This window comes from Acetobacter sp. AN02 (genome assembly GCF_029759835.1).
Taxonomy (GTDB): Bacteria; Pseudomonadota; Alphaproteobacteria; order Acetobacterales; family Acetobacteraceae; genus Acetobacter.
On the sequence record NZ_JAJJND010000005.1, the window covers coordinates 21,529 to 40,324 of the forward strand.

Annotated in this window: 18 protein-coding genes and 1 tRNA gene; 8 read left to right on the plus strand and 11 right to left on the minus strand. The window is 57.2% G+C overall.

The genetic code is table 11. The features are described 5' to 3' along the window. Positions 1 to 281 precede the first annotated feature (281 nt). On the minus strand, positions 282 to 455 hold the full coding sequence (locus tag LOC54_RS01180) for a hypothetical protein (RefSeq protein ID WP_279311993.1): 174 nt from the start codon (positions 453 to 455) through the stop codon (positions 282 to 284). Between the two features lie 151 nt (positions 456 to 606). Here LOC54_RS01180 and LOC54_RS01185 point away from each other — a divergent pair, with 151 nt between their 5' ends. Continuing rightward, positions 607 to 2,649 (plus strand): MobA/MobL family protein, encoded by a 2,043-nt coding sequence (locus LOC54_RS01185; protein WP_279311994.1) that lies wholly within the window; start codon positions 607 to 609, stop codon positions 2,647 to 2,649. 229 nt (positions 2,650 to 2,878) lie between these two features. On the opposite strand, the gene LOC54_RS01190 is transcribed toward LOC54_RS01185, so the two are convergent. Continuing rightward, complete coding sequence (locus LOC54_RS01190) at positions 2,879 to 3,115, minus strand: hypothetical protein (protein WP_279311995.1); 237 nt, start codon at positions 3,113 to 3,115, stop codon at positions 2,879 to 2,881. Positions 3,116 to 3,544: 429 nt separating this feature from the next. Between LOC54_RS01190 and LOC54_RS01195 the strand changes: the two genes are divergently transcribed. The 3 genes from LOC54_RS01195 to LOC54_RS01205 all read left to right on the plus strand — a co-directional run bounded on the left by LOC54_RS01195 (position 3,545) and on the right by LOC54_RS01205 (position 5,167). After that, the gene (locus tag LOC54_RS01195; protein ID WP_077930969.1) at positions 3,545 to 3,763 is read left to right on the plus strand and encodes a hypothetical protein; all 219 of its coding nucleotides are present in this window, start codon (positions 3,545 to 3,547) and stop codon (positions 3,761 to 3,763) included. A 93-nt stretch (positions 3,764 to 3,856) separates the two neighbouring features. Next, the gene (locus LOC54_RS01200; RefSeq protein WP_279311996.1) at positions 3,857 to 4,477 is read left to right on the plus strand and encodes a hypothetical protein; all 621 of its coding nucleotides are present in this window, start codon (positions 3,857 to 3,859) and stop codon (positions 4,475 to 4,477) included. Between the two features lie 348 nt (positions 4,478 to 4,825). Continuing rightward, a complete protein-coding gene (locus LOC54_RS01205; RefSeq protein WP_124306470.1) occupies positions 4,826 to 5,167 on the plus strand; it encodes a hypothetical protein in 342 nt (113 codons plus the stop codon). Between the two features lie 8 nt (positions 5,168 to 5,175). Here the strand turns inward: LOC54_RS01205 and LOC54_RS01210 are convergent, their stop codons facing one another. The 8 genes from LOC54_RS01210 to LOC54_RS01245 form a co-directional block, all read right to left on the minus strand. After that, a complete protein-coding gene (locus LOC54_RS01210; protein ID WP_279311997.1) occupies positions 5,176 to 6,285 on the minus strand; it encodes a site-specific integrase in 1,110 nt (369 codons plus the stop codon). A gap of 143 nt (positions 6,286 to 6,428) precedes the next feature. Further along, a tRNA-Glu gene (locus LOC54_RS01215) sits at positions 6,429 to 6,504 on the minus strand. Positions 6,505 to 6,629: 125 nt separating this feature from the next. Then, positions 6,630 to 9,224, minus strand: coding sequence for a TonB-dependent receptor (locus tag LOC54_RS01220; RefSeq protein WP_279311998.1), 2,595 nt, complete (start codon positions 9,222 to 9,224; stop codon positions 6,630 to 6,632). A gap of 144 nt (positions 9,225 to 9,368) precedes the next feature. Next, positions 9,369 to 10,727 (minus strand): AarF/ABC1/UbiB kinase family protein, encoded by a 1,359-nt coding sequence (locus LOC54_RS01225; protein WP_279311999.1) that lies wholly within the window; start codon positions 10,725 to 10,727, stop codon positions 9,369 to 9,371. A 4-nt stretch (positions 10,728 to 10,731) separates the two neighbouring features. After that, entirely contained in the window at positions 10,732 to 12,579 is a 1,848-nt protein-coding gene (locus LOC54_RS01230; protein WP_279312000.1) for a M3 family oligoendopeptidase, read from the minus strand. A gap of 37 nt (positions 12,580 to 12,616) precedes the next feature. Continuing rightward, the gene (locus tag LOC54_RS01235) at positions 12,617 to 13,498 is read right to left on the minus strand and encodes a polyphosphate kinase 2 family protein (protein WP_279312008.1); all 882 of its coding nucleotides are present in this window, start codon (positions 13,496 to 13,498) and stop codon (positions 12,617 to 12,619) included. A gap of 44 nt (positions 13,499 to 13,542) precedes the next feature. After that, entirely contained in the window at positions 13,543 to 14,331 is a 789-nt protein-coding gene (locus LOC54_RS01240) for an SDR family NAD(P)-dependent oxidoreductase (RefSeq protein WP_279312001.1), read from the minus strand. Between the two features lie 100 nt (positions 14,332 to 14,431). Then, positions 14,432 to 15,235 carry a transglutaminase family protein gene (locus LOC54_RS01245; protein WP_279312002.1) on the minus strand — a complete coding sequence of 268 codons (804 nt, stop codon included), beginning with the start codon at positions 15,233 to 15,235 and terminating at the stop codon, positions 14,432 to 14,434. An 81-nt stretch (positions 15,236 to 15,316) separates the two neighbouring features. On the opposite strand from LOC54_RS01245, the gene LOC54_RS01250 reads away from it, so the two are divergent. From LOC54_RS01250 to dnaQ, 4 genes are read left to right on the plus strand one after another with little or no spacing between them, the layout of a single operon-like run. After that, entirely contained in the window at positions 15,317 to 16,093 is a 777-nt protein-coding gene (locus LOC54_RS01250) for an N-formylglutamate amidohydrolase (protein ID WP_279312003.1), read from the plus strand. 2 nt (positions 16,094 to 16,095) lie between these two features. Next, positions 16,096 to 16,929, plus strand: coding sequence for a shikimate dehydrogenase (locus tag LOC54_RS01255; protein WP_279312004.1), 834 nt, complete (start codon positions 16,096 to 16,098; stop codon positions 16,927 to 16,929). Next, entirely contained in the window at positions 16,926 to 17,561 is a 636-nt protein-coding gene (coaE, locus tag LOC54_RS01260) for a dephospho-CoA kinase (protein ID WP_279312005.1), read from the plus strand. Before LOC54_RS01255 ends, coaE begins: the two co-directional genes overlap by 4 nt. Before the next feature lies 1 nt (position 17,562). After that, positions 17,563 to 18,255, plus strand: coding sequence for a DNA polymerase III subunit epsilon (dnaQ, locus tag LOC54_RS01265; protein ID WP_279312006.1), 693 nt, complete (start codon positions 17,563 to 17,565; stop codon positions 18,253 to 18,255). A 5-nt stretch (positions 18,256 to 18,260) separates the two neighbouring features. On the opposite strand, the gene LOC54_RS01270 is transcribed toward dnaQ, so the two are convergent. Continuing rightward, positions 18,261 to 18,796, minus strand: a 536-nt coding sequence (locus tag LOC54_RS01270) for a pyridoxal phosphate-dependent aminotransferase (RefSeq protein WP_279312007.1), incomplete at its 5' end; no start/stop codon positions are given.

Consider the following 18,796-nt stretch of genomic DNA (forward strand, 5'->3'; position numbering starts at 1 on the left):
CGGCATCTTCGTCGTCCGGTGAGAGGGGGGGCTGGTGCAACTAGCGCTTTTCGTAAAACTGTGTTTTGACGGTTAAATGAGGTGGTGACACCGTCATGACGGTGTCACGTGGGTGTCATTTCTATCGCACCTTTGGTGCTCCCTGAGAGGCCGGGATGACGGCGTCATGACACCACCTCAAATGGTGTCATGGGGCCAGTGACACTGTCAGTACCTGTCATCTGTGGCGTCATGACAGGCGTCACGCAAAGCGTCATTGACGTCATGAATCCTAGAAAACGTCAGAAAACAGCCATTTTTCCTTTTTCTGGCGTGTTTTGGTTTTTGGGCGTGTGAAGGCACGCTACCGCAAATTCATACGCATCCTCTGGATGCATATGAATTTGCTGGATTTTTTTTGAATTTTTTCTTGTTCTATCGCCGAACAGGTTCGGCTCCCTTTGCTTCTGGCTCATGACACTTCAGGAATGGCGTCATTGACCCTGCCTGCGCTGTGCTGACGTCATTTTTCCGATTTGCGGGGCATGCGGACGGCGTTGCTCAAAAATGTATCTTTTCATCTGGGAGAGTGCGTTTACGCTTCTGAGAGGAAGGGAATCACGGCGTATGGCGTACTACCCGAAATCTGAGTTGAGTCTCATACGAGCAGCGAGCGCGGCAGTGGTCACGCGTATCATCGAACGCGCCGACCGTTTGGCGAGACAAAAGGCGAATGCCCAAAGGGGTGACTTTCAGGCCGTCCTGCAGACCCCAACGAAATCAGTCCTTCGTAGCATTGTTAAGAAGGCGCTGTGCACAACCAGTCGCCAGCTTCGCAATGTGCCCTCACTCCGCCTTTCGGCTCCGGACACCGGAGGGATACCATTCCATCTCGGTCTGACCTGGATCTCAAAGGCAAGTGTTAGTTCGTCGGGCACCAAGGGAAAAGCTGGTAACTCAAGAAAGGCGCATCGGCGCGCTACGACGACGGAAGGGGCGCACCAGCTTTATGTCGAGCGTGAAGGGGTGGTCGCGGAGCCGGGGCCATTGCCAGTGTCTCGTGCGCAGGACAGTTCCTATGGATCGGCGCCAATGGCGCAACGGTATATTGAAAATCCGATTAAGACGATGTCGGATGAGGGGCTGGCATCGTTCGGGACCATCGGCAGCACGATGGCCGAACGGCAATCCTTCTGGGAACAGGTTCACGCCACCGAAGCGAAAAATGGCCGCACCCAACACCGGCTCGTTCTGGAGTTGCCACATGAGGCCAATGACGCCATTCGAGCCGAAATTGTGAGGCGGTTTACCCGGGACGCTTTCGAGCAAAATGGAATTCCCTACTGGGCTGCTATTCATCGGCCTACGGGCAAGAATGATGATCGGAACTATCATGCTCACATCGTTTTCACCGACCGCCCGGCCCGAAAAATGACCAATCCCGAGACGGGAGAACAGGTCTGGGATTTTACGATCACGACCCGTGAGCGGGATTCCTCGCGGCATTACGTCACAAAGCGCCCTTTCAAGCAGAACAAGGATCGCACGATGAGTGGCCGGAAGTATCCCGAGCGACTGCGGGAATTATATGCGCAGACGGCCAATATCGTCCTGTCCTCCCATGGCGTTCCGGTGCGCTACGATCCCAGATCTTATAAAGATATGGGGTTGGATATTGAGCCCATGCCGCATACACGTCGGATCATTGCGGACAAGCAGGCGGCGAAGGGCTATGTGGTCCGTGACGAGCACGCAACCCGACAGCGTATCAATCGTGAAAGTGAACAGACGGCCAATCAGCGCTTTATGGCCTGGAAAGCGTTGGTAAAAAGCCAACGCAGAGTTGGCTTTCGGCGGACAGGGCCGTTAGGGCCACACGTCTTCCACAAAGACATTTTTTCGGGCCGGATCAAACCGGAGGATATTCTCAAAAGTGCCGGCCTGGCGACATCACGTCAGCTTTTTGGAACAGTACAGCAGCGGATGACAGCTAATGTTGCTGATCAAGCAGCTCTGAAAATGCTTGCGCTTTTTCTGGAGGCGACGCGGGAGCCCGAAAATGAGGCACCAGATGTCCGGGAGTTCGCCCGTCGCCTGCTCCGTCAGGCTGCGCAGGAGGAAGTCGCTGCAATTGGTGGGATTGCGCATAAACGAAATGCCGTATTCGCGCGCAAAATAACCGGCACGGTGTGGGTAGAGCGAACAGCAGCGGAAAACTGGTCTTTGTTCGATGAAGCAGACAGATCATGGAACGAACTGCCGCCGACGTTTGTAACCGAATGCCCACAACAGCAAGAGGTTCTCCAGAAGATGGAAACGTCACTGCCGCAGCCGGGAGCCGGGAAAGAGCTTCCAGAGACCCCTTCATCGAAGGTCACGCCACGCGTGAAAGCTGATTCATCCGTGCCCCTAAGTATTGTTGACCGTCTCCGTGAGAGAATGAATGAGCTGACCGATATGGTCATTGAAGAGAGTGGCGGCGACCTGGAGATCATGCACAAAATAATAGCGGCTCTGGCGGAACAGACGCGCGTTGCACAGCGTGCATTCCGGAACGCCACAGAAGCGAAGGAACAGGACGGTGAGGAGGAGAAACAATTAAAAAAGAGGAAGAAGAAAGAACAGGTCCAATCGCGTAAAAAAGACCGGAGCGGGGGATTTGAACGATAGGCGTAGATTCATTCCTTCCCAGTAAAAGGATGAGCGAATGCTCTGACATGCATCCTCACTGATTCTGGGCGCGACCCGACCAGCACCATCTGACGCGAATTATCTAAAGGTCCAGAAGTTTAGTCGACTTTGACGACTGTTATATCCCCTTTTCAGGGGAACCGACAAAAACCCGTTCCCTGACATCAGGATACAGGTTTTTGTTATTTTGGATTGTAGTAGCTTCCGATTATCCACACTTTCGTATGTCTGTCTGACCTGCGGCGACTGGTTTCAGAGCCTCTGCCACAACAGCCTGATCATGTCGCCCTCGAATAAAGCGTCGTCCAGCCCGGACCATTCCGGCATGTGTCGTCGCGTCGTCATGGAAGCTGACAATCAGAGCTGCGAGATCTTCGCCGCTCTGTCCGGCGAGGCTTGCAAGAGCAGTGGGCAGCTGCATCCCCTCGGTCGCAACTGGTCTCATCACGCACGGTACGCGAGCGGCCAGACTGTCTAGGACCTTGAGGGTGCCAGTGTAAGAAGCCGTGTGATCGCCGCCCTGATGTCTGAAGCCCAGCGGACGGACGTTGCAAAGAACACCCAGGTCGCGGCCGCGCGGAAGCGGGCACGCCAGCGCTCCAAAAAACAGTAACGCTTTTCAGGTCGGCAGGATCAGTTCGAATCTATAACGGATTAAGTTGGTGTTTTTCAGAAACGAGTCTTGCGAGCTCTGGTGCGGTTGACGGTGCAGTATTTCTTGGTCTGTTTTTATTGTGTGATCTGATCCTGATTTTTCCCGGGCTTTGAGGTCTCACACCCTAAATTCCCCAAAGGATTTTGTTCTTATCCGATCTGGTATCGGTTTTTTGCGTGTGGGTTCCTCGTCCCGCAATACTTGTAAACGAGAAAATCAATGTCTGATCATACAACTACTTCTTCTGTAGTGGAGGCGGATCTTATGCAGCTCGTGGCCCTGCACCGGCTGCTTGACTTTGCCATAAGCCAATCGCTCGAAGGCAATACGGACGACCGTATCCTGGAGGGCGTCGTCATTCTGACGCGCATGATCGGTCGCAAAGTCCGGTGCGTGACCAGCAAAATCCTGGATGGCGAAGGCTCAGGCTGCGATTAACGCTCTCCATCCTCGCCCACATTCACACCCATTTCTTCCCTCAACAGGCGCGCTCATGTCGCGTCTGATTTCGTTTCATAAGGACAATAAACAATGTTTCTCTCTTCAGGCGATGCCACGCCGTCCCGTTTTCATCCCACCGAGGCCGATCTCATCACCTATCGGGACCTGGCCCGTGCCCTCGGCGCCCCACCGAGCGAGGTCATCTGCCGGTATCTCGGCCCGGCCGGCCAACATCTGGTGTTCATCGGTGAGTCCGGTCAGCGGGACTGGGCGCGCGTCGATACCCAGGCAAGGGCTCGCTGGCCAGATCTGCCGTCCACGGGAACCACAGCGTCGGATGGCAAGATACTGGAATCCCTGCCTGAACGTATCGTGTATCAGATACTGGATTCTCTCAAACATGAGGATATGGAGATCGATCTTCACCAGCCGATCATGCCTGATATGGGGCCCGAGAAAGCAGATCTGACGCTGCGACGTCGGGATGCCGCCTGCTTCATCGAGGTGATCGGCTGCTGCGGTGTGAACCGCATCACCCGCAACGATCATGAGCGCCGGGGGCTGGAGCGCTTCGAGCGGCGCGAAGCCTTCTACCGCCGTGTTGGCATCACCCCAGTCTGCATCTTTCTCGACCTGCTGGCGCGTCCAGAAGACCTGAAGGCACTGTGCCAGTCTCTGGTGGACCGGATCGCTGACGACGGGAGTGACTGAGAGATGTCGCTCTAAGAAGGACCGATGTCTGAGGCGTGGGGTGACCGGAACCGGAGCTCCCACGCCAGGAATGGTAGCGCATGACATCAGTTTTGGTATCCGGAGCGCAATCGAACGATGTCAAAAATTGCGAAAAAACCGTCTTGCCGTTTCAGGAATGTCTCATACCCTGAATAGACAGGGAAACAGGCGCATGATTCGAGGCTCAAGTCCCGAGCATCGAGTGAAGTCAGCTTCCCTTCATGGAGGTTGTGACAATGTCCAGAACAACAGCGGATGACGGAGATCTGAAAGCACTGCCTTGCCGGATCCGACGTTCGATCGGTTTCCCAAAACCGGAGCATCATCATGTCAGCGGCTAAAAGAAAAACTGTCGCAATAGAGCCTCGTGGATCGTTACGTTACGCTGCGGCGGCGTTGCATCTTGGAATCGCTGAAGGAACGTTGCGGAACCAGCATGAGGCGTTGGGAATTCGGTCGTTGAAAATTGGCCGGGTCCGGTGTTTTCGTGTTGAGGATCTGGATGATTTCCTTGAGCGGAAGCTCCTTGAGACCGAGAGAAAGCAGCTTCGGAAAAAGCGGCGGGGGCGAGGGGAGAGTTTGCTCTTCAGTCCGGATTTCAGTTTCTGGATTGTGATCGCAGCACTATTGCTTGTAGCTCTGATCAGGCTGTCATTCGTGACAGCCTGACGGAAACGCTATTCTTTATCGACAAAGTTACGCTTTTCATATGCGATGGCTTTGGCGGCTAGATCTTCCGTGTGGGGTTGATAGTACCTGTCAAGGGACTTGATATCCTTGTGTCCCGTCACGCGGCGAAGTTCCAGGGGGTTCGTGTAAATCCTTGCGAGACGGCTCGTCGCTTCGTGGCGAAGGTCATGAAACGTGAGATCCCTGAGACCTGCTTTCTTCGTCATCCGCCCGAACCGGACGGAGAAAGCGTCCTTGCTGCCAATGTCAAAGACGAGATCGCCCGGTCGGGCGGATTTGCGTTGTGCCTGAAGGGTCCGCAGCAGGCGGGCCGCACCGGGTGTCAGGGGACGGATTTCCGGGCCACGTTCGATGGCGCGATGCATGGTTTTCGTTTTTCCCAAGGACAAGGCGTGACGATCAAAGTCAATGTCACGCCAGCGGAGTGTCAGGGCTTCCTCCCGTCGGGTGCCTTGTTCAATGGCGAATTGGACGAATACGACATCATCGGGCCAGGGCGATGTTGCCATGGCTTCCAGAAGGCGGTTGTATTCATCGCCGATGAGACGACGGTTGCGCTTCTTGTCTGCGCCAGCGGGACGTTTGACCGCCGTTGCGGCAGCCGGGTTTTTTGAAAAGGGCAGGTCCCACTCTGCGATCGCATGCTGGCAGATCGCGGCCAGCAGGTTGAGCCGTTTGACGACCGTTGCGGCGCTATATTTCTCAGCCAGCCGATCCCGGAAGCCGCGAACTGCCGTCGGGGTCAGATCGACCAGCGCAAGCTGTGCGATCTCGTCCTGGAGAATGGAGGGGATGTGACCTTTGCGATCATTCTCCCGGGTCTGCATCTCCTCGCGCACGTAACGGTCGACCAGTTCGCGGACGGTCTGGCGTTCCAGTGGGCGCGTGTCCTCAAACTGTCCGAGTTCCAGTTTGGCGGACGTCGTGTCCAGCCAGCGTCGGGCCAGTTTGGCCGAGGTGAAGGTTTGATGGATCCGCTCTCCGCCAGCGATACGCTTGCGGGCTCGATACTGGCCCTTACCGCGATACTCCACGCCTGCGGGAAGAGCGCGGCCTGTTGCGGGATCGATTTTGGCAGAAGTGATTCGGTCTTTCATGGTGAGCCTCGCCTGGGCCCAGCATAGCCTTTTCATGGGCCCATTGGGACCATGTGCTTATCGTCTTTTTTGGCGATGGGCCCAAGGCGGGCCCAAAAGCAGTCAATCATTCCGTGACCGAAACTCTAAGTCATTGGAAAGATTGGCGTCCCGTACGGGATTCGAACCCGTGTTGCCGCCGTGAAAGGGCGGTGTCCTAGGCCTCTAGACGAACGGGACAGCGTGGACAGGTGGAGTTGTATGTGAGAGCGGAGGTGCCGTCAAGCGGTCGGATGTATGATTCTGAATAAAAAAAGCCGGGAAAAAATTCCCGGCTTCTGAGGAACGGTAATGAGCGTGATGTATCAGAAATTTGCGTTGATCCGCCCGTAGTAATACGCGCCGGTCATTGAGATCTGGGATGATGAAATATCGTAGGGTTTTGCTCCGAGGTAGTTGACGATATTCGGAACCCTGCGGGGGCGGATATTGAAGATGTTGTTGGCACCGACGGCAAGATGCCACTGTTTATTGACACGATATCCGACTTCAAGATCCGTCAGCCAGCGGGGCGTATTCTTGAACTGATAGAAGTCGGTGGTGGAGTACTGGAGCGCGGCCGGAGCCCAGTCCTGATAGGACAGCATGTTGGTTGTCTGACCCCAGCGTGTCTGACGGATGTTCACATCCCATTTTCCGACGTTGTAGTAGGCGTTCAGGATGATCTTGCTGCGTGGGTAGGCGGTTGTCAGATAACCGATCGTCTGTGCGTTCAGTGTATTGCCGCCAGGGGTGTGGTGCATTCTTGTCCGGTTGAGATCCAGCGACATGGACAGATTCAGATTACCATACCGGCGCATGCGGAACGTATAATCGGCAGTGATATCCAGGCCCTGTGTGCGGGTGCTGCCAGCGTTGACCATGCTGTACGCTGACACGCCCTGATCGGAAACACCTGCGGGACGTTCAAAGCCGAGATTTGAAAGAGCATTGATCGCTGAAGGACCGCTGATGACATTTCCCATGCCGATACGGTCACGGATATCGGTCTGATAGACGTTGACCTCGACATTGAAGTCCTTGAGCGGCTCTACAACGATACCACCTGAAACGTTTGTGGAACGCTCGGCCTTGAGTTTGCCGCCGCCGATTGCTCTGGCTGCATCGGAGTCCGCTGCCAGGAGGCCTTCGGCGCTGGTCGGTCCGACATTCATGGAGCTGTAATGCTGCTCCGCAAGGGTCGGAGCGCGGAAGCCGTTATTGATCGTGCCACGCAGGGCAAGCCATTTTGTCACGTCATAACGCGTGGAGACCTTGCCGATCTCTGCGTTGCCCGCATCGGTATAATGCTCAAAGCGGCCTGCAAAATCCACTACCCAGTTTTTGGTGAAGTGGAACGTGCCATCAAGATACCAGGACCAGACGTTACGGTACCATTTACCTGCGTTGGCAGGCATCAGACCGGCAAAACCCTGTGTTCCGCCCAGGATATAGGAAGGCGCGTTACCCGCCCACATCTGATAGGAATCAAGCCGGTGCTCCATGCCGAAGGACACGTCGACAGGGATGCTTTTCGTCATCCTGAACCTGCGGCTGAAATCGAGATCGTTGGTCCACTGGGCCATATTGAATTTCTGGGCCAGAGCTGTTGTCGGGGACCATCCGCAGCCTGCAGATGAGTAGAAGCTGCTGGAAGGATCGAGCGAACAGGTGGAGGCCAGCATGTTCGGGTTGGCGGTGTGTTTGTTGCCGATTTTATTGTAATCGGCACCGTAGGTTGAGGTCGCGCTCCATTTGAAGCCTAGGAAGTTATTCCCGCGTGCGCCGACTGTTGCCGCGTAGTCGTTCTCCTCGATTGTCTCCAGCGGTGAGAAACCATAGGGCCACAGGGAGGGGGCAATGGTCGGCAGGCGGAAGTTCTCATAGGCTTCCGAATGCCGGTGAGCATAGGTGATGCTGCCGAAGAACGTGACGTTCTCGTTCAGGGGCTTTTCCCAGTCCAGTCCGAAATTCTCGCGGGTCTCTTCCGGTGTGCTTGTGATTTTGTTTGATGAATCCGGAAGATTTACCGGTCCGGTATACAGACCCGAATCTGCGTAGGAAGGACGGGCCAGCAGAGCGTCTCCGGTCAGCAGCCGGTGGTCGTGGGCATTTTTCGCGACGAAATGGTCCGCGTGGTACATCTGTCCGAACAGATGAAGGAAACCGTCATTTCCGAGCTTGAAGCCGCCATCTGCATTCAGCTGATAGTTCCAGCCGTCACCGTTATAGGCATTGGCACCGGTCTGCCCGCTGATGCTCAGTCCGTGATTGGTTTTCTTGGTAATGATGTTGATGACGCCGGCAAGTGCGTCTCCGCCGTAGCGTGGTGCGGCACCATCTTCCATGATTTCCATATGGTCAATCATGTTAGACGGAATCATGTTGAGATCGACGCCGGTCGTTCCGAAATTCGGCCCGCCTACTGCAGTCATATTGCCGGTCGTATGGCGGCGATGGCCGTCAAGCAGAACAACGACGTGGTTCGAACTCAGACCGCGCATATGGATCGAGGAGACGAGTGCCGCTGCGTCACTTCCCATGGCTTCCACGTTGACGGAGGCATAGGTTTTCGTCAGGGCATCAGCAAGATTGATCTGACCGGCACGCTGCAGGGTTTCTGACGTGACGATGGAGACCGATGACGTGCTTTCACGCGCTTTTCTTTTGACGGAAGCATGACGGTTCGTGCGAACGGCCACCTCTTCATTGGCTGACGAGTGATAGGGCTGAAGAGGGGCTTTGTTCTTTACTGCTGCAGTGGCGGGGGCGCCTGCAGGGGCAGCGGTTTTCGCTGCAGAGTGGCCATGAGCCTTCGTGTGATGACGGGAGGCAGCTGCTTCAGCGTCTGTATCCGGGATCATGCTGACCATCGGAACGGCGAGAATTGTGGCGGCGAACAGCCGGCGGCGGGACGTCATGATCAGGAAAATTCTCCATGCACACGAAACGGGTTTCGTTTCGGTATGGTTATGGAGTCCTGCGCTTTTCACAAGGGAGAAATGTGACCATATATTTATGTCGGACCCGTAATGTTGCCAAAAAGCAACATTACGGCCTGTGGTTCAGGAGGTCAGGTGTGGAATTCCGGCTTTTTCCAGGGCTTCCGTCTGTCTTGACGCGAGAGCGGTGACATCGAAACCGTCTGTCAGTTCCCGGAACATCTGGCACCAGTTCAGCCTGGCGCCGATCCGCATGAATACGGATCCGAGACCGATGGCGGAGCGGTCCACGAGAACGAAGGCTCTCGGAGGCTTTACGCCGCCGGTACGCTGAAGTCCTGCATGAACACGCGTCATGATTTCCCGGCCGAATGTTCCGCCAGGACCTTCCTGAATTTCCCTCACACGATCATCAAGCGCCGGTGCGTAAAGAAACTCCGCCCATTCGTTGAGGACATCCATCGTCTCGTAAGACAGATTTTCAAAGCCCCATGCCCGATAGGCCTCGGCGGCCATATCGCGGTCCTTGCGGCGCAGGGCCTCACACAGATCGATAATGGCCTTGATGAAGGTGGGTTCAAAAATCCGGATACTGCCGAAATCCAGCAGGTTAATGCCGTTATCCGCCCGGACGGTATAGTTTCCCATATGCGGATCGCCGTGGATCACGCCATAGTGGTAGAGCGGAATATACCAGGCATAGAAAAGTGCCTTTGCGATCTCGTTGCGAATCTCCTGGGAGGGATTTTCGGCAAGGACCGATTTGAGGGATCGCCCGTCTGCCCATGTCATGGTCAGCAGACGACGGGTGCTGAGCGCTGCGATCGGCTGCGGCACGGTGACGTCTGTCCGGCCTGACAGCATGTCGTCGTAAAGACGCATGTTTGCGGCTTCACGCGTGTAGTCCAGTTCCTCACGGAGGCGCTCTGTCAGTTCCTCGACCACGTCTTCCTGCCGGATAGCGTTGTCCATGCGCTGATAGACACCCATCGCCATACGAAACTGCTTCAGATCAGCCTCAACCGAAGTGGTCATATCGGGATACTGCAGTTTGCAGGCGACGGTCTCTCCCGTGGTCAGAACGGCCTTATGGACCTGGCCCAGGCTGGCGGCGGAGGCTGCCTCGCGGCTGAATTGCCGGAATTTTGTCTGCCAGTCCGCGCCCAGTTCGCCGCTCATGCGGCGGCGTATGAAATTCCAGCCCATCGGCGGAGCATTGGCCTGAAGCTGTGAAAGCTCTTCGGCATATTCTTCCGGCAGCGCGCCCGGGATCGTTGCAAGCAGCTGCGCGGCCTTCATCAGCGGGCCTTTCAGTCCGCCGAGGATCAGTTTCAGACCCTCTGCATGGGCACTTCCACCGCTGCGGATGCCAAGTCTGTTTCCGGCCAGGCGTGCGGCAATTCCGCCAACCGTACCTGTTGTCCGCACCATGCGGCGGAATTCGCCGAAGAGGCCACTGTCGTCCAGGTCACGCTCTGCCATTGTCTCACACCTGCTCAAGCTGATCGATGAAGCCTGAGATCACGTCCAGGCCACGACGCCAGAACTCCGGATCGGACGCATCAAGGCCGAACGGAGCAAGCAGTTCCCTGTGCCGCAGGGTGCCTCCGGCTTCGAGCATCTCCATGTATTTATCGCGGAAATCCGGGAGACCGTCCTGAAACACCCCGTAAAGGGCATTCACCAGGCAGTCTCCGAATGCGTAGGCATACACATAGAAGGGTGTATGGAAGAAGTGCGGTACATAGGCCCAGAACACATCGTATTCAGGAGTGAAATTAAAGACAGGGCCGAGGCTTTCGGTCTGGACCTGCCGCCAGAGTTCCCCAAAGCGCTCTGGAAGCAGTTCGCCCTTGCGGCGTTCCTCGTGCAGCAGGGTCTCGAAACGGTAGAACGCGATCTGGCGGACGACGGTGTTGAGCATATCCTCCACCTTGCCCGCGAGAAGACGGCGCCTGCGCTCCGGGTCCGTCTCGCTGTCCAGAAGTGACTGGAAGGTCAGCATCTCGCCGAAGACGCTGGCGGTTTCCGCAAGGGTCAGCGGAGTAGCGGACTGGATATATCCCTGGCGAGCTGCAAGAACCTGATGAATCCCGTGGCCCATCTCGTGGGCCAGCGTCATTACATCCCGCGTTTTCCCGTGATAATTCATGAGAATATAGGGATGAGCCGACGGCACGCAGGGGTGCGCGAAGGCACCGGCAGATTTCCCCGGAACCGGGGCTGCGTCAATCCACGGATGATCGAGGAATCGTGACGCAATCTCACCCATACGAGGATCAAAAGCGGTGTAGGCTGTCCGGACACGCTCCTTTGCCTCTTCCCAGGGAATGAGACGGTCATCGTCTCCGGGCAGCGGAGCATTCCGGTCCCAGTGCTCCAGTTTCTCCAGCCCGAGCCATTTTGCTTTCAGTGCGTAATACCGGTGCGCAAGGCGGGGATAGTCCGCGACGACTGCCGAGACGAGGGCGTCCACAACCTCATCTTCCACCCGGTTCGACAGATTGCGGAAAGAGCCGGGGCGCGGGTATTTGCGCAGGGAATCCTCAATGGCCTTGTCTTTGGCAAGGGTGTTCATGACCAGAGAGAACAGGCGGATATTCTCGCCAAAGGTTTTGCCGACCGCGCGTCCGGCTTCCTCACGCTCTTTGCGATCCGCAGATGACAGCCGGTTGAGGGCTTCCCCGACCGTGAGCACTCCGGAGCCGATCGATACGCGCAGCCCGGTTATGGTCTCGTCGAACAGGCGATGCCAGGCCTGACTTCCCGCGGGGGATTTTTCCAGAAGAACGCGCTCCACCTCATCGGAAAGCTGGTGAGGGCGGTACATCCGGGAGTCCCGCAGAAACGGGAGCCATGTCTGCAGGGCTTTGTCCTGCAGTTTCTCCTCAAGGGCAGTCTCTTCAATCACATTGATTTCGAGAGTGAAGAACAGAAGATGGGCGTAGATTTCCGTCAGGCGCTCATTGATCGACTGGCTGAAGCGGGCCGTTTCCGCATCATCGGTCCTGGCCGCGAACATAAGCGAGGCATACGAACCCGCCCGCCCGAGCGTTTCCTCTGTCTTCTGGTAAAGTTCTATGGCATCGGCCAGTTCCGTTCCGGACAGCCCGGCAATTTTCGTGCTGTAACGCGCTTCAAAGTCTTTTGCTGCCACCCGGGCGGCTTCGAGATCGGCCTCGATTGCCGGATCGTCAATGCCTGCATAGAGATCGGAGAGATCCCAGCGGGGAAGGGATTCACGGGCAGGAACCGGAGCCGCGCCGGAGCTGCCATCCGCGGCCCGGAGATGCAGGGGATACTGAGAGCGGGGTGTAAAAGGCGTGCTGTTCATCCCCCCATCCTGGCACGATCCGCGCTGCGGTGCGAGATCAGTTCGTTTCCTGCATCAGTGCGGTCCGATACTGGTCCAGCGCGCCGCGCATGTCCGGAGAGATATCCGGTGCGGTCTGCCCGAGCTGCTCCAGCGCGTCGATCACGCAGGCAATGACCACCAGGCGGGCAAACCATTTCCGGTCAGCCGGAACAACGATCCAGGGTGCGAAATCTTTTGAGGTATGCCGGACGGCTTCCTGATAGGCGTCTTGGTAACTGTTCCAGTAATTGCGGCCTTCAAGGTCGCTGGGGGAGAACTTCCACTGTTTCTCTGGTGTATTCAGGCGGGAAAGCAGACGCTTTCTCTGTTCTTTTTTTGAAATATTGAGAAAAAACTTGAGGACAACGGTTCCCTGGCGGCTCAGATAGTGTTCGAAATTGCTGATATCCGCATAACGGCCCAGCCAGAAGTCTTCCGTATTGATTTTGCCGGGAAGATGTTCATGCTGCAGCTGTTCCGGATGCACTCTTGTAACGAGCACATCCTCATACTGGCTGCGGTTGAAGATACCGATACGTCCGGCTGCGGGAGCGGCCTGGTGTATTCTCCACAAAAATCCGTGCAGCAGCGCCTGCGGGCCGGGCTGTTTGAAGGATGTGACAGAGACGCCCTGCGGGTTGACGCCCGACATGACGTGCCTGATCGTGCCGTCCTTGCCCGCCGCATCCATGCCCTGGAAGACGATGAGCATGGAGGAGGTGGCATTGGCGCTGAGCAGATCCTGAAGATCCGAAAGGTAGGATTTTGCCCGCCGCAGCAGGGCTTTTCCTTCTTTCTTGCTGATCTCCAGACCGGCCTTGTCGCGCGGGTCGTATGAGCTGAGGCGGAACGAATCTCCATCCGTCACACGGTAGCGTTTTGTCAGACGTGCAGCCATTTCCCGCAGTTCCGCGGGCTTATATTCGCTGCTCTTCAGGCGTTTCATGCAATATTCCTCTTTACGGCGAGACCGGCGGATGCCTGGCAGACGGGCATCATTTCCATATGATTGATGTTCACATGGGCCGGGAGCGACAGCACCCAGGAAACGGCTTCAGCAATATCTTCCGGAACGATGGGCTGCGTTCCGGCATAGACCTCGGCTGCCTTTGAGTCGTCGCCCAGCCGGACGCTGCTGAACTCGCTGCCGCCGCACAGGCCGGGTTCCAGGCAGGTTGCGCGGATGCGTGTGCCCAGAAGATCGGCGCGGAGGTTGTCCATAAACTGTGCGACGAAGGCCTTTGAGGCGCCGTAGACATTCGCTCCGGGATAGGGGTAGCGCCCTGCGGTGCTGCCGAGAGAGACGATATGACCGCGGTTGCGTGCGACCATGCCGGGCAGAAGGGCGCGGGTGATCAGGGCAAGGCCGGTCACGTTGGTTGCGATCATCGTCTCCCAGTCCTGGAAGGATGCGGTCTGGGCCGGATCCAGGCCGAGAGCCAGCCCGGCATTATTCACCAGTACATCAACCTCCTGCCAGCCTGATGGCAGGCTGTCGGGCAGGGCCTTGAGGGCTGCCGTGTCCGTCATGTCGAGTGTGAAAGGAAGAACCGCTTCTCCGAATGTGTCCCGCAGAGCCTCCAGCCGCCCGGTGCGGCGGCCGGTAACGATCACGCGGTATCCGTCACGGATGAGACGCTCTGCTACGGCGTGTCCGAAACCGGCAGTGGCACCGGTGACGAGAGCGGTTATGGATGTCATGTCCTGGTCAGCCTCTGTATAAATGTTCATCGTCGCGGGTCCGGCTGCTGCTGGCACGCCTCAGGGAACCCGGTCTCCGTTTTCAAAAATATCGGCCTGATACGGCAGGGACCATTTCCTGCCGCTGCGGTTATTCCTCCCAGGTTATGACATCAAACCGGGTCAGGGCATGGGGGCCGAAAGACGTCGTGATCGCGACATCCGCCGCATCCCTGCCACGGGCTATAACGATGCGCCCGATGCGGGGTTCATTATGGCGGGCATCCATTGTGTACCAGCTGCCATCCATCCGCACCTCAAACCAGGCGGAGAAATCCATCGGATCGGGCAGGGCAGGGACACCGATATCGCCGAGATATCCGGTGCAGTAGCGTGCGGGGATATTCATGGCCCGGCACAGCGTGACGGCAAGATGTGCGAAATCGCGGCAGACGCCGGTCCGCTCCTGCCATGCCTCATACGCCGTGCGGGTGACGCGGGCATTGCCGTAGCTGAACAGAAGATGGTTGTGTACGTAGTCAGTGATGGCCTGGACCCGGTCCCATCCGGCTGCGGTATGTCCGAACAGGGACCATGCCGTTGCGGACAGAAGATCGGTCTCGCAGTAGCGGCTTCCCATGAGGAACACGAGGACGTCTGACGGCAGTTCCTCCACCGGGGTCTGATACGTTCCCCATCCCTGGCGTTCGTGATGTCCGCTGTCATAAACGGTGAATTCCGCATATGTCCGGAAATGACCCGCGGGAGCCAGCATTCGTGTGCAGCGGTTTCCGAAACCGTCAATATAGCGCTGCACCGGAACCCACGGTTCGAAAACCGGCCTCTGCGGTGTGATCAGGTCATTTTCCCGCTCGGGCCTGATGTCGAGCATCAGCACCAGAGGTGTCGGCGCGGGAAATTCAAACGCAATGTCATAGCCGGCCCGTATCTGCATCGTTTCCTCTCCGCCGTTTCCACGCTAAACACTCAGGCTCCAGACGTATCAGCCTCTGTGCTCTGTTTCCGGGAACCCGTTATGCCGCTTCTGATGTCTGATGATCCGAACCCCGTCCATATCTTCGGCAGGGATCGCGGATCACCGTTCCTTCTGGTCTCGGATCATGCCGGCCGCGCCATCCCGGAGGCGCTGGCTGATCTTGGTGTTTCTGCCGCCGAACGTTCCCGCCACATCGGCTGGGACATAGGAATTGACGGCACAGGACGTCGTCTGGCGGACAGGCTCGGGACCCTGCTGATCGAGCAGAGCTACTCCCGTCTTGTTATTGACTGTAATCGGGCTCCCGGCAACCCGACTTCTGTCGTTGAGGTCAGTGACGGGACCGTCATTCCCGCCAACCGCTCGATCACGCCGGAGGCAAGAGCGGCGAGAGAGGATGAGATCCACGCTCCCTATCATGACCGTATCCGTGAGGAGCTGGACCGGAGACTGGCTGCCGGTCGGGAAACGTTTCTTGTGGCGCTTCACAGTTTCACGCCCGTGATGGGCGGACATCGCCGTCCGTGGCTGGCGGGAGTGCTGCATAATTATGATCCGCGCTTCGGGCGGATCGTGCTTAATCTGCTTTCGGAGAAAGGCATTCTTACGGGCGATAATGAGCCCTATGCCCTGACCGGAGCCACGGATTATACGATTCCGACGCATGGGGAGCAGAGAGAAATTCCTCATCTTGAACTCGAGATTCGTCAGGATCTGATTGAGAGCGAGGCCGGACAGGAAAAATGGTCCGCGCTCCTGGAGGACGTGCTCCTCAGATCCCGTGATATTTACATCGAACGTTATGAAAGCCCCTGAGCATGATTGACGGAGGCACTCTTCTGGCGGGTGTTGCCGGATGGCCGGTTTCTCATTCCCGCTCGCCGGGACTGCATAATTACTGGCTGGCCCGGCATGGCATTAACGGAGCCTATGTTCCGCTGCCCGTGCAGCCCGGAAAGTTTGAGGAGGCCGTTCGCGGATTGCAGGCAGCCGGATTTCGCGGGCTGAACGTGACGATCCCGCATAAGGAGACGGCATTCCGGCTGGCCACACGACTCGATCCGGTCGCGAAACGCAGCGGGTCCGTCAATACGCTTGTATTTCGTGAGGACGGGGTGATCGATGGCTATTCCACGGATGGCCCCGGTCTGCTTGCCAGCCTGAAGCAGGAAACCGGCTACCAGCCCTCGGGCCATGCGTTCATTCTCGGAGCGGGCGGCGCGGCGCGTTCCGTTGCGGCTGCACTGCTTGAGCAGGGTGTGACACTGACGGTCAGCAACCGGACCCGCGCGCGGGCGGAGGAGCTGGCACAGGCACTGGATCCGGCAATCAGGGTTGCAGACTGGACTGGCTGGGAAGCTCTTCTCGGAGACGCTGACCTGCTGATCAATACGACCTCTCTGGGAATGAGCGGCGGGCCGGATCCGGCGTTCTGCCCGGATCTTTCTGCGGCGCGTCCTGATCTGATCGTGTCCGATATCGTCTATGTGCCTCTGGAAACCCCACTTCTGCGAGAAGCCGCACGCTGCGGACTGAAGGCGGCCGGTGGTCTGGGGATGCTGCTGCATCAGGCGCGTCTGGGATTCCGGGAATGGTTCGGCGCGGACCCGGAGGTTGATGCCGCAACCTTCTCGCACGTGCTCGGGAAATGAAAATTCTCGGACTGACGGGCGGTATGGCGATGGGAAAATCGACCGTGGCAAAGCAGCTGATGCAGGCGGGACTTCCCGTCTGTGATGCCGATGCCATCGTTCACGCGCTGCAGGCTCCGGGCGGTGCAGCGGTTGAACGGATCCGTGCACTGGTTCCGGATGCCGTGAGCGGTGAGGGAAAAGACGCCGCTATAGATCGCGCCCGGCTGCGAGCGGCGGCACTGGCCGATCCGGCCGTCATAAAGGGGCTTGAACGCATCATTCATCCTCTTATCCGGCAGAAACGCAGGCGCTTTCTGCGACATCATCGGCGTATCGGGACACCGTGGGTTGTTCTGGATATTCCGCTCCTGTTTGAGACCGGTGCGGATCGGGAGTGTGATCTTACGGTGACGGTTTCCGCGCCGCGGCCGGTACAGATCAGGCGTGTGACAGCGAGAAAGAACGCATCCGGACAGTGTCTGTCGCGACGGGATGCGGAACGTCTGATTGCACGTCAGAAACCGGATCAGATCAGGCGGCATAAAGCTGATATCGTCCTGCCGACAGGTCTGTCTCTGGCATGGACGCGCAGACAGGTGCGTGAACTTCTGCATCACCTGCGATCTGAAACGCATCGGGAAAGAACCTGATATGGAACGCAAGATTCTCTTTGATACCGAGACAACCGGATTTGATCCTGACACCGGAGACCGGATTATCGAGATTGCCGCTCTGGAACTGATCGGCGATCTGCCGACGGGAGAGACATTTCATGTCCTGATCAATCCTGAGCGTGACATTCCGGCCGAGGCCACGAAGGTGCATGGTTTCACGCTTGCCGATCTGGAAGGAAAGCCGAAATTCTCTGATGTGGCAAAAGGATTTCTTGATTTTATCGGAGATGATCCTCTTGTTGCCCATAATGCGCAGTTCGATTTCAAATTCATCAATGCAGAACTGAAGAAAGCAGGTTTTCCTGAAGTCGGTATGGAGCGGATGATCGATACGCTCGAGATTGCCCGCAACACGTTTCCGGGTATGCCGAACAGTCTTGATGCGCTCTGCCGTCGCTACAGTGTGGATCTTTCGGAACGCACGACACATAACGCGCTTCTCGACTGCAGGCTGCTTGCGGAGGTCTATATTGAGCTTCTTGGCGGAAGGCAGCACGGGCTCGGGCTTGCGGCAGAAACCGTCACGGCACAGCTTGTCACCTATACAGGACCGGCCAGCAGAACCATCAGGAAAGTGCGTCCTTCAGAAGAGGAGAAGGCCCTGCACAAGGCGTTCTGCGATAAAATTCCCGGAAGCCTGTGGGAATCCGGGAAGCCCCCTCAGGCCTGAGAAGATTATTTTTTATCCGCGCTTTTCTGCCTGAACCAGGGGATCATCCGCCGGATGGCCTCTTCGATCCGGTCGGTTGAGACCGCGAAGCTGAAGCGCATGAAGCGATGACCGCGTACCGGATCGAAATCGACGCCGGGTGCCGTTGTCACGCCCGTGGCAAGGAGCAGTTCCTTACAGAATCCGAGGCTGTCATCGGTCAGATGACCGATATCTGCATAGATATAAAATGCGCCGTCGGGCGGGGCGATATGGTTCAGGCCGAGGGCGGGCAGGGCATTCAGCAGCAGATCCCGGTTCCTGCGATAGGTTGCGATGTGTCCCTCCAGTTCATCGCAGCAGTCAAATGCGGCAAGGCCCGCATGCTGGCTGAGGGAAGGGGGGGTGAGGAACAGATTACCGATGCGTGCCCGGGCGGCCCGGATCAGATTTTCCGGCACGACCAGCCAGCCGAGCCTCCAGGGTGAATTGCCCCGGGTTTTGTGGAGACAGAACGACCCGAGAGGTAAGAAGAATTCATGAGCAACAAATCGAAGCGTTT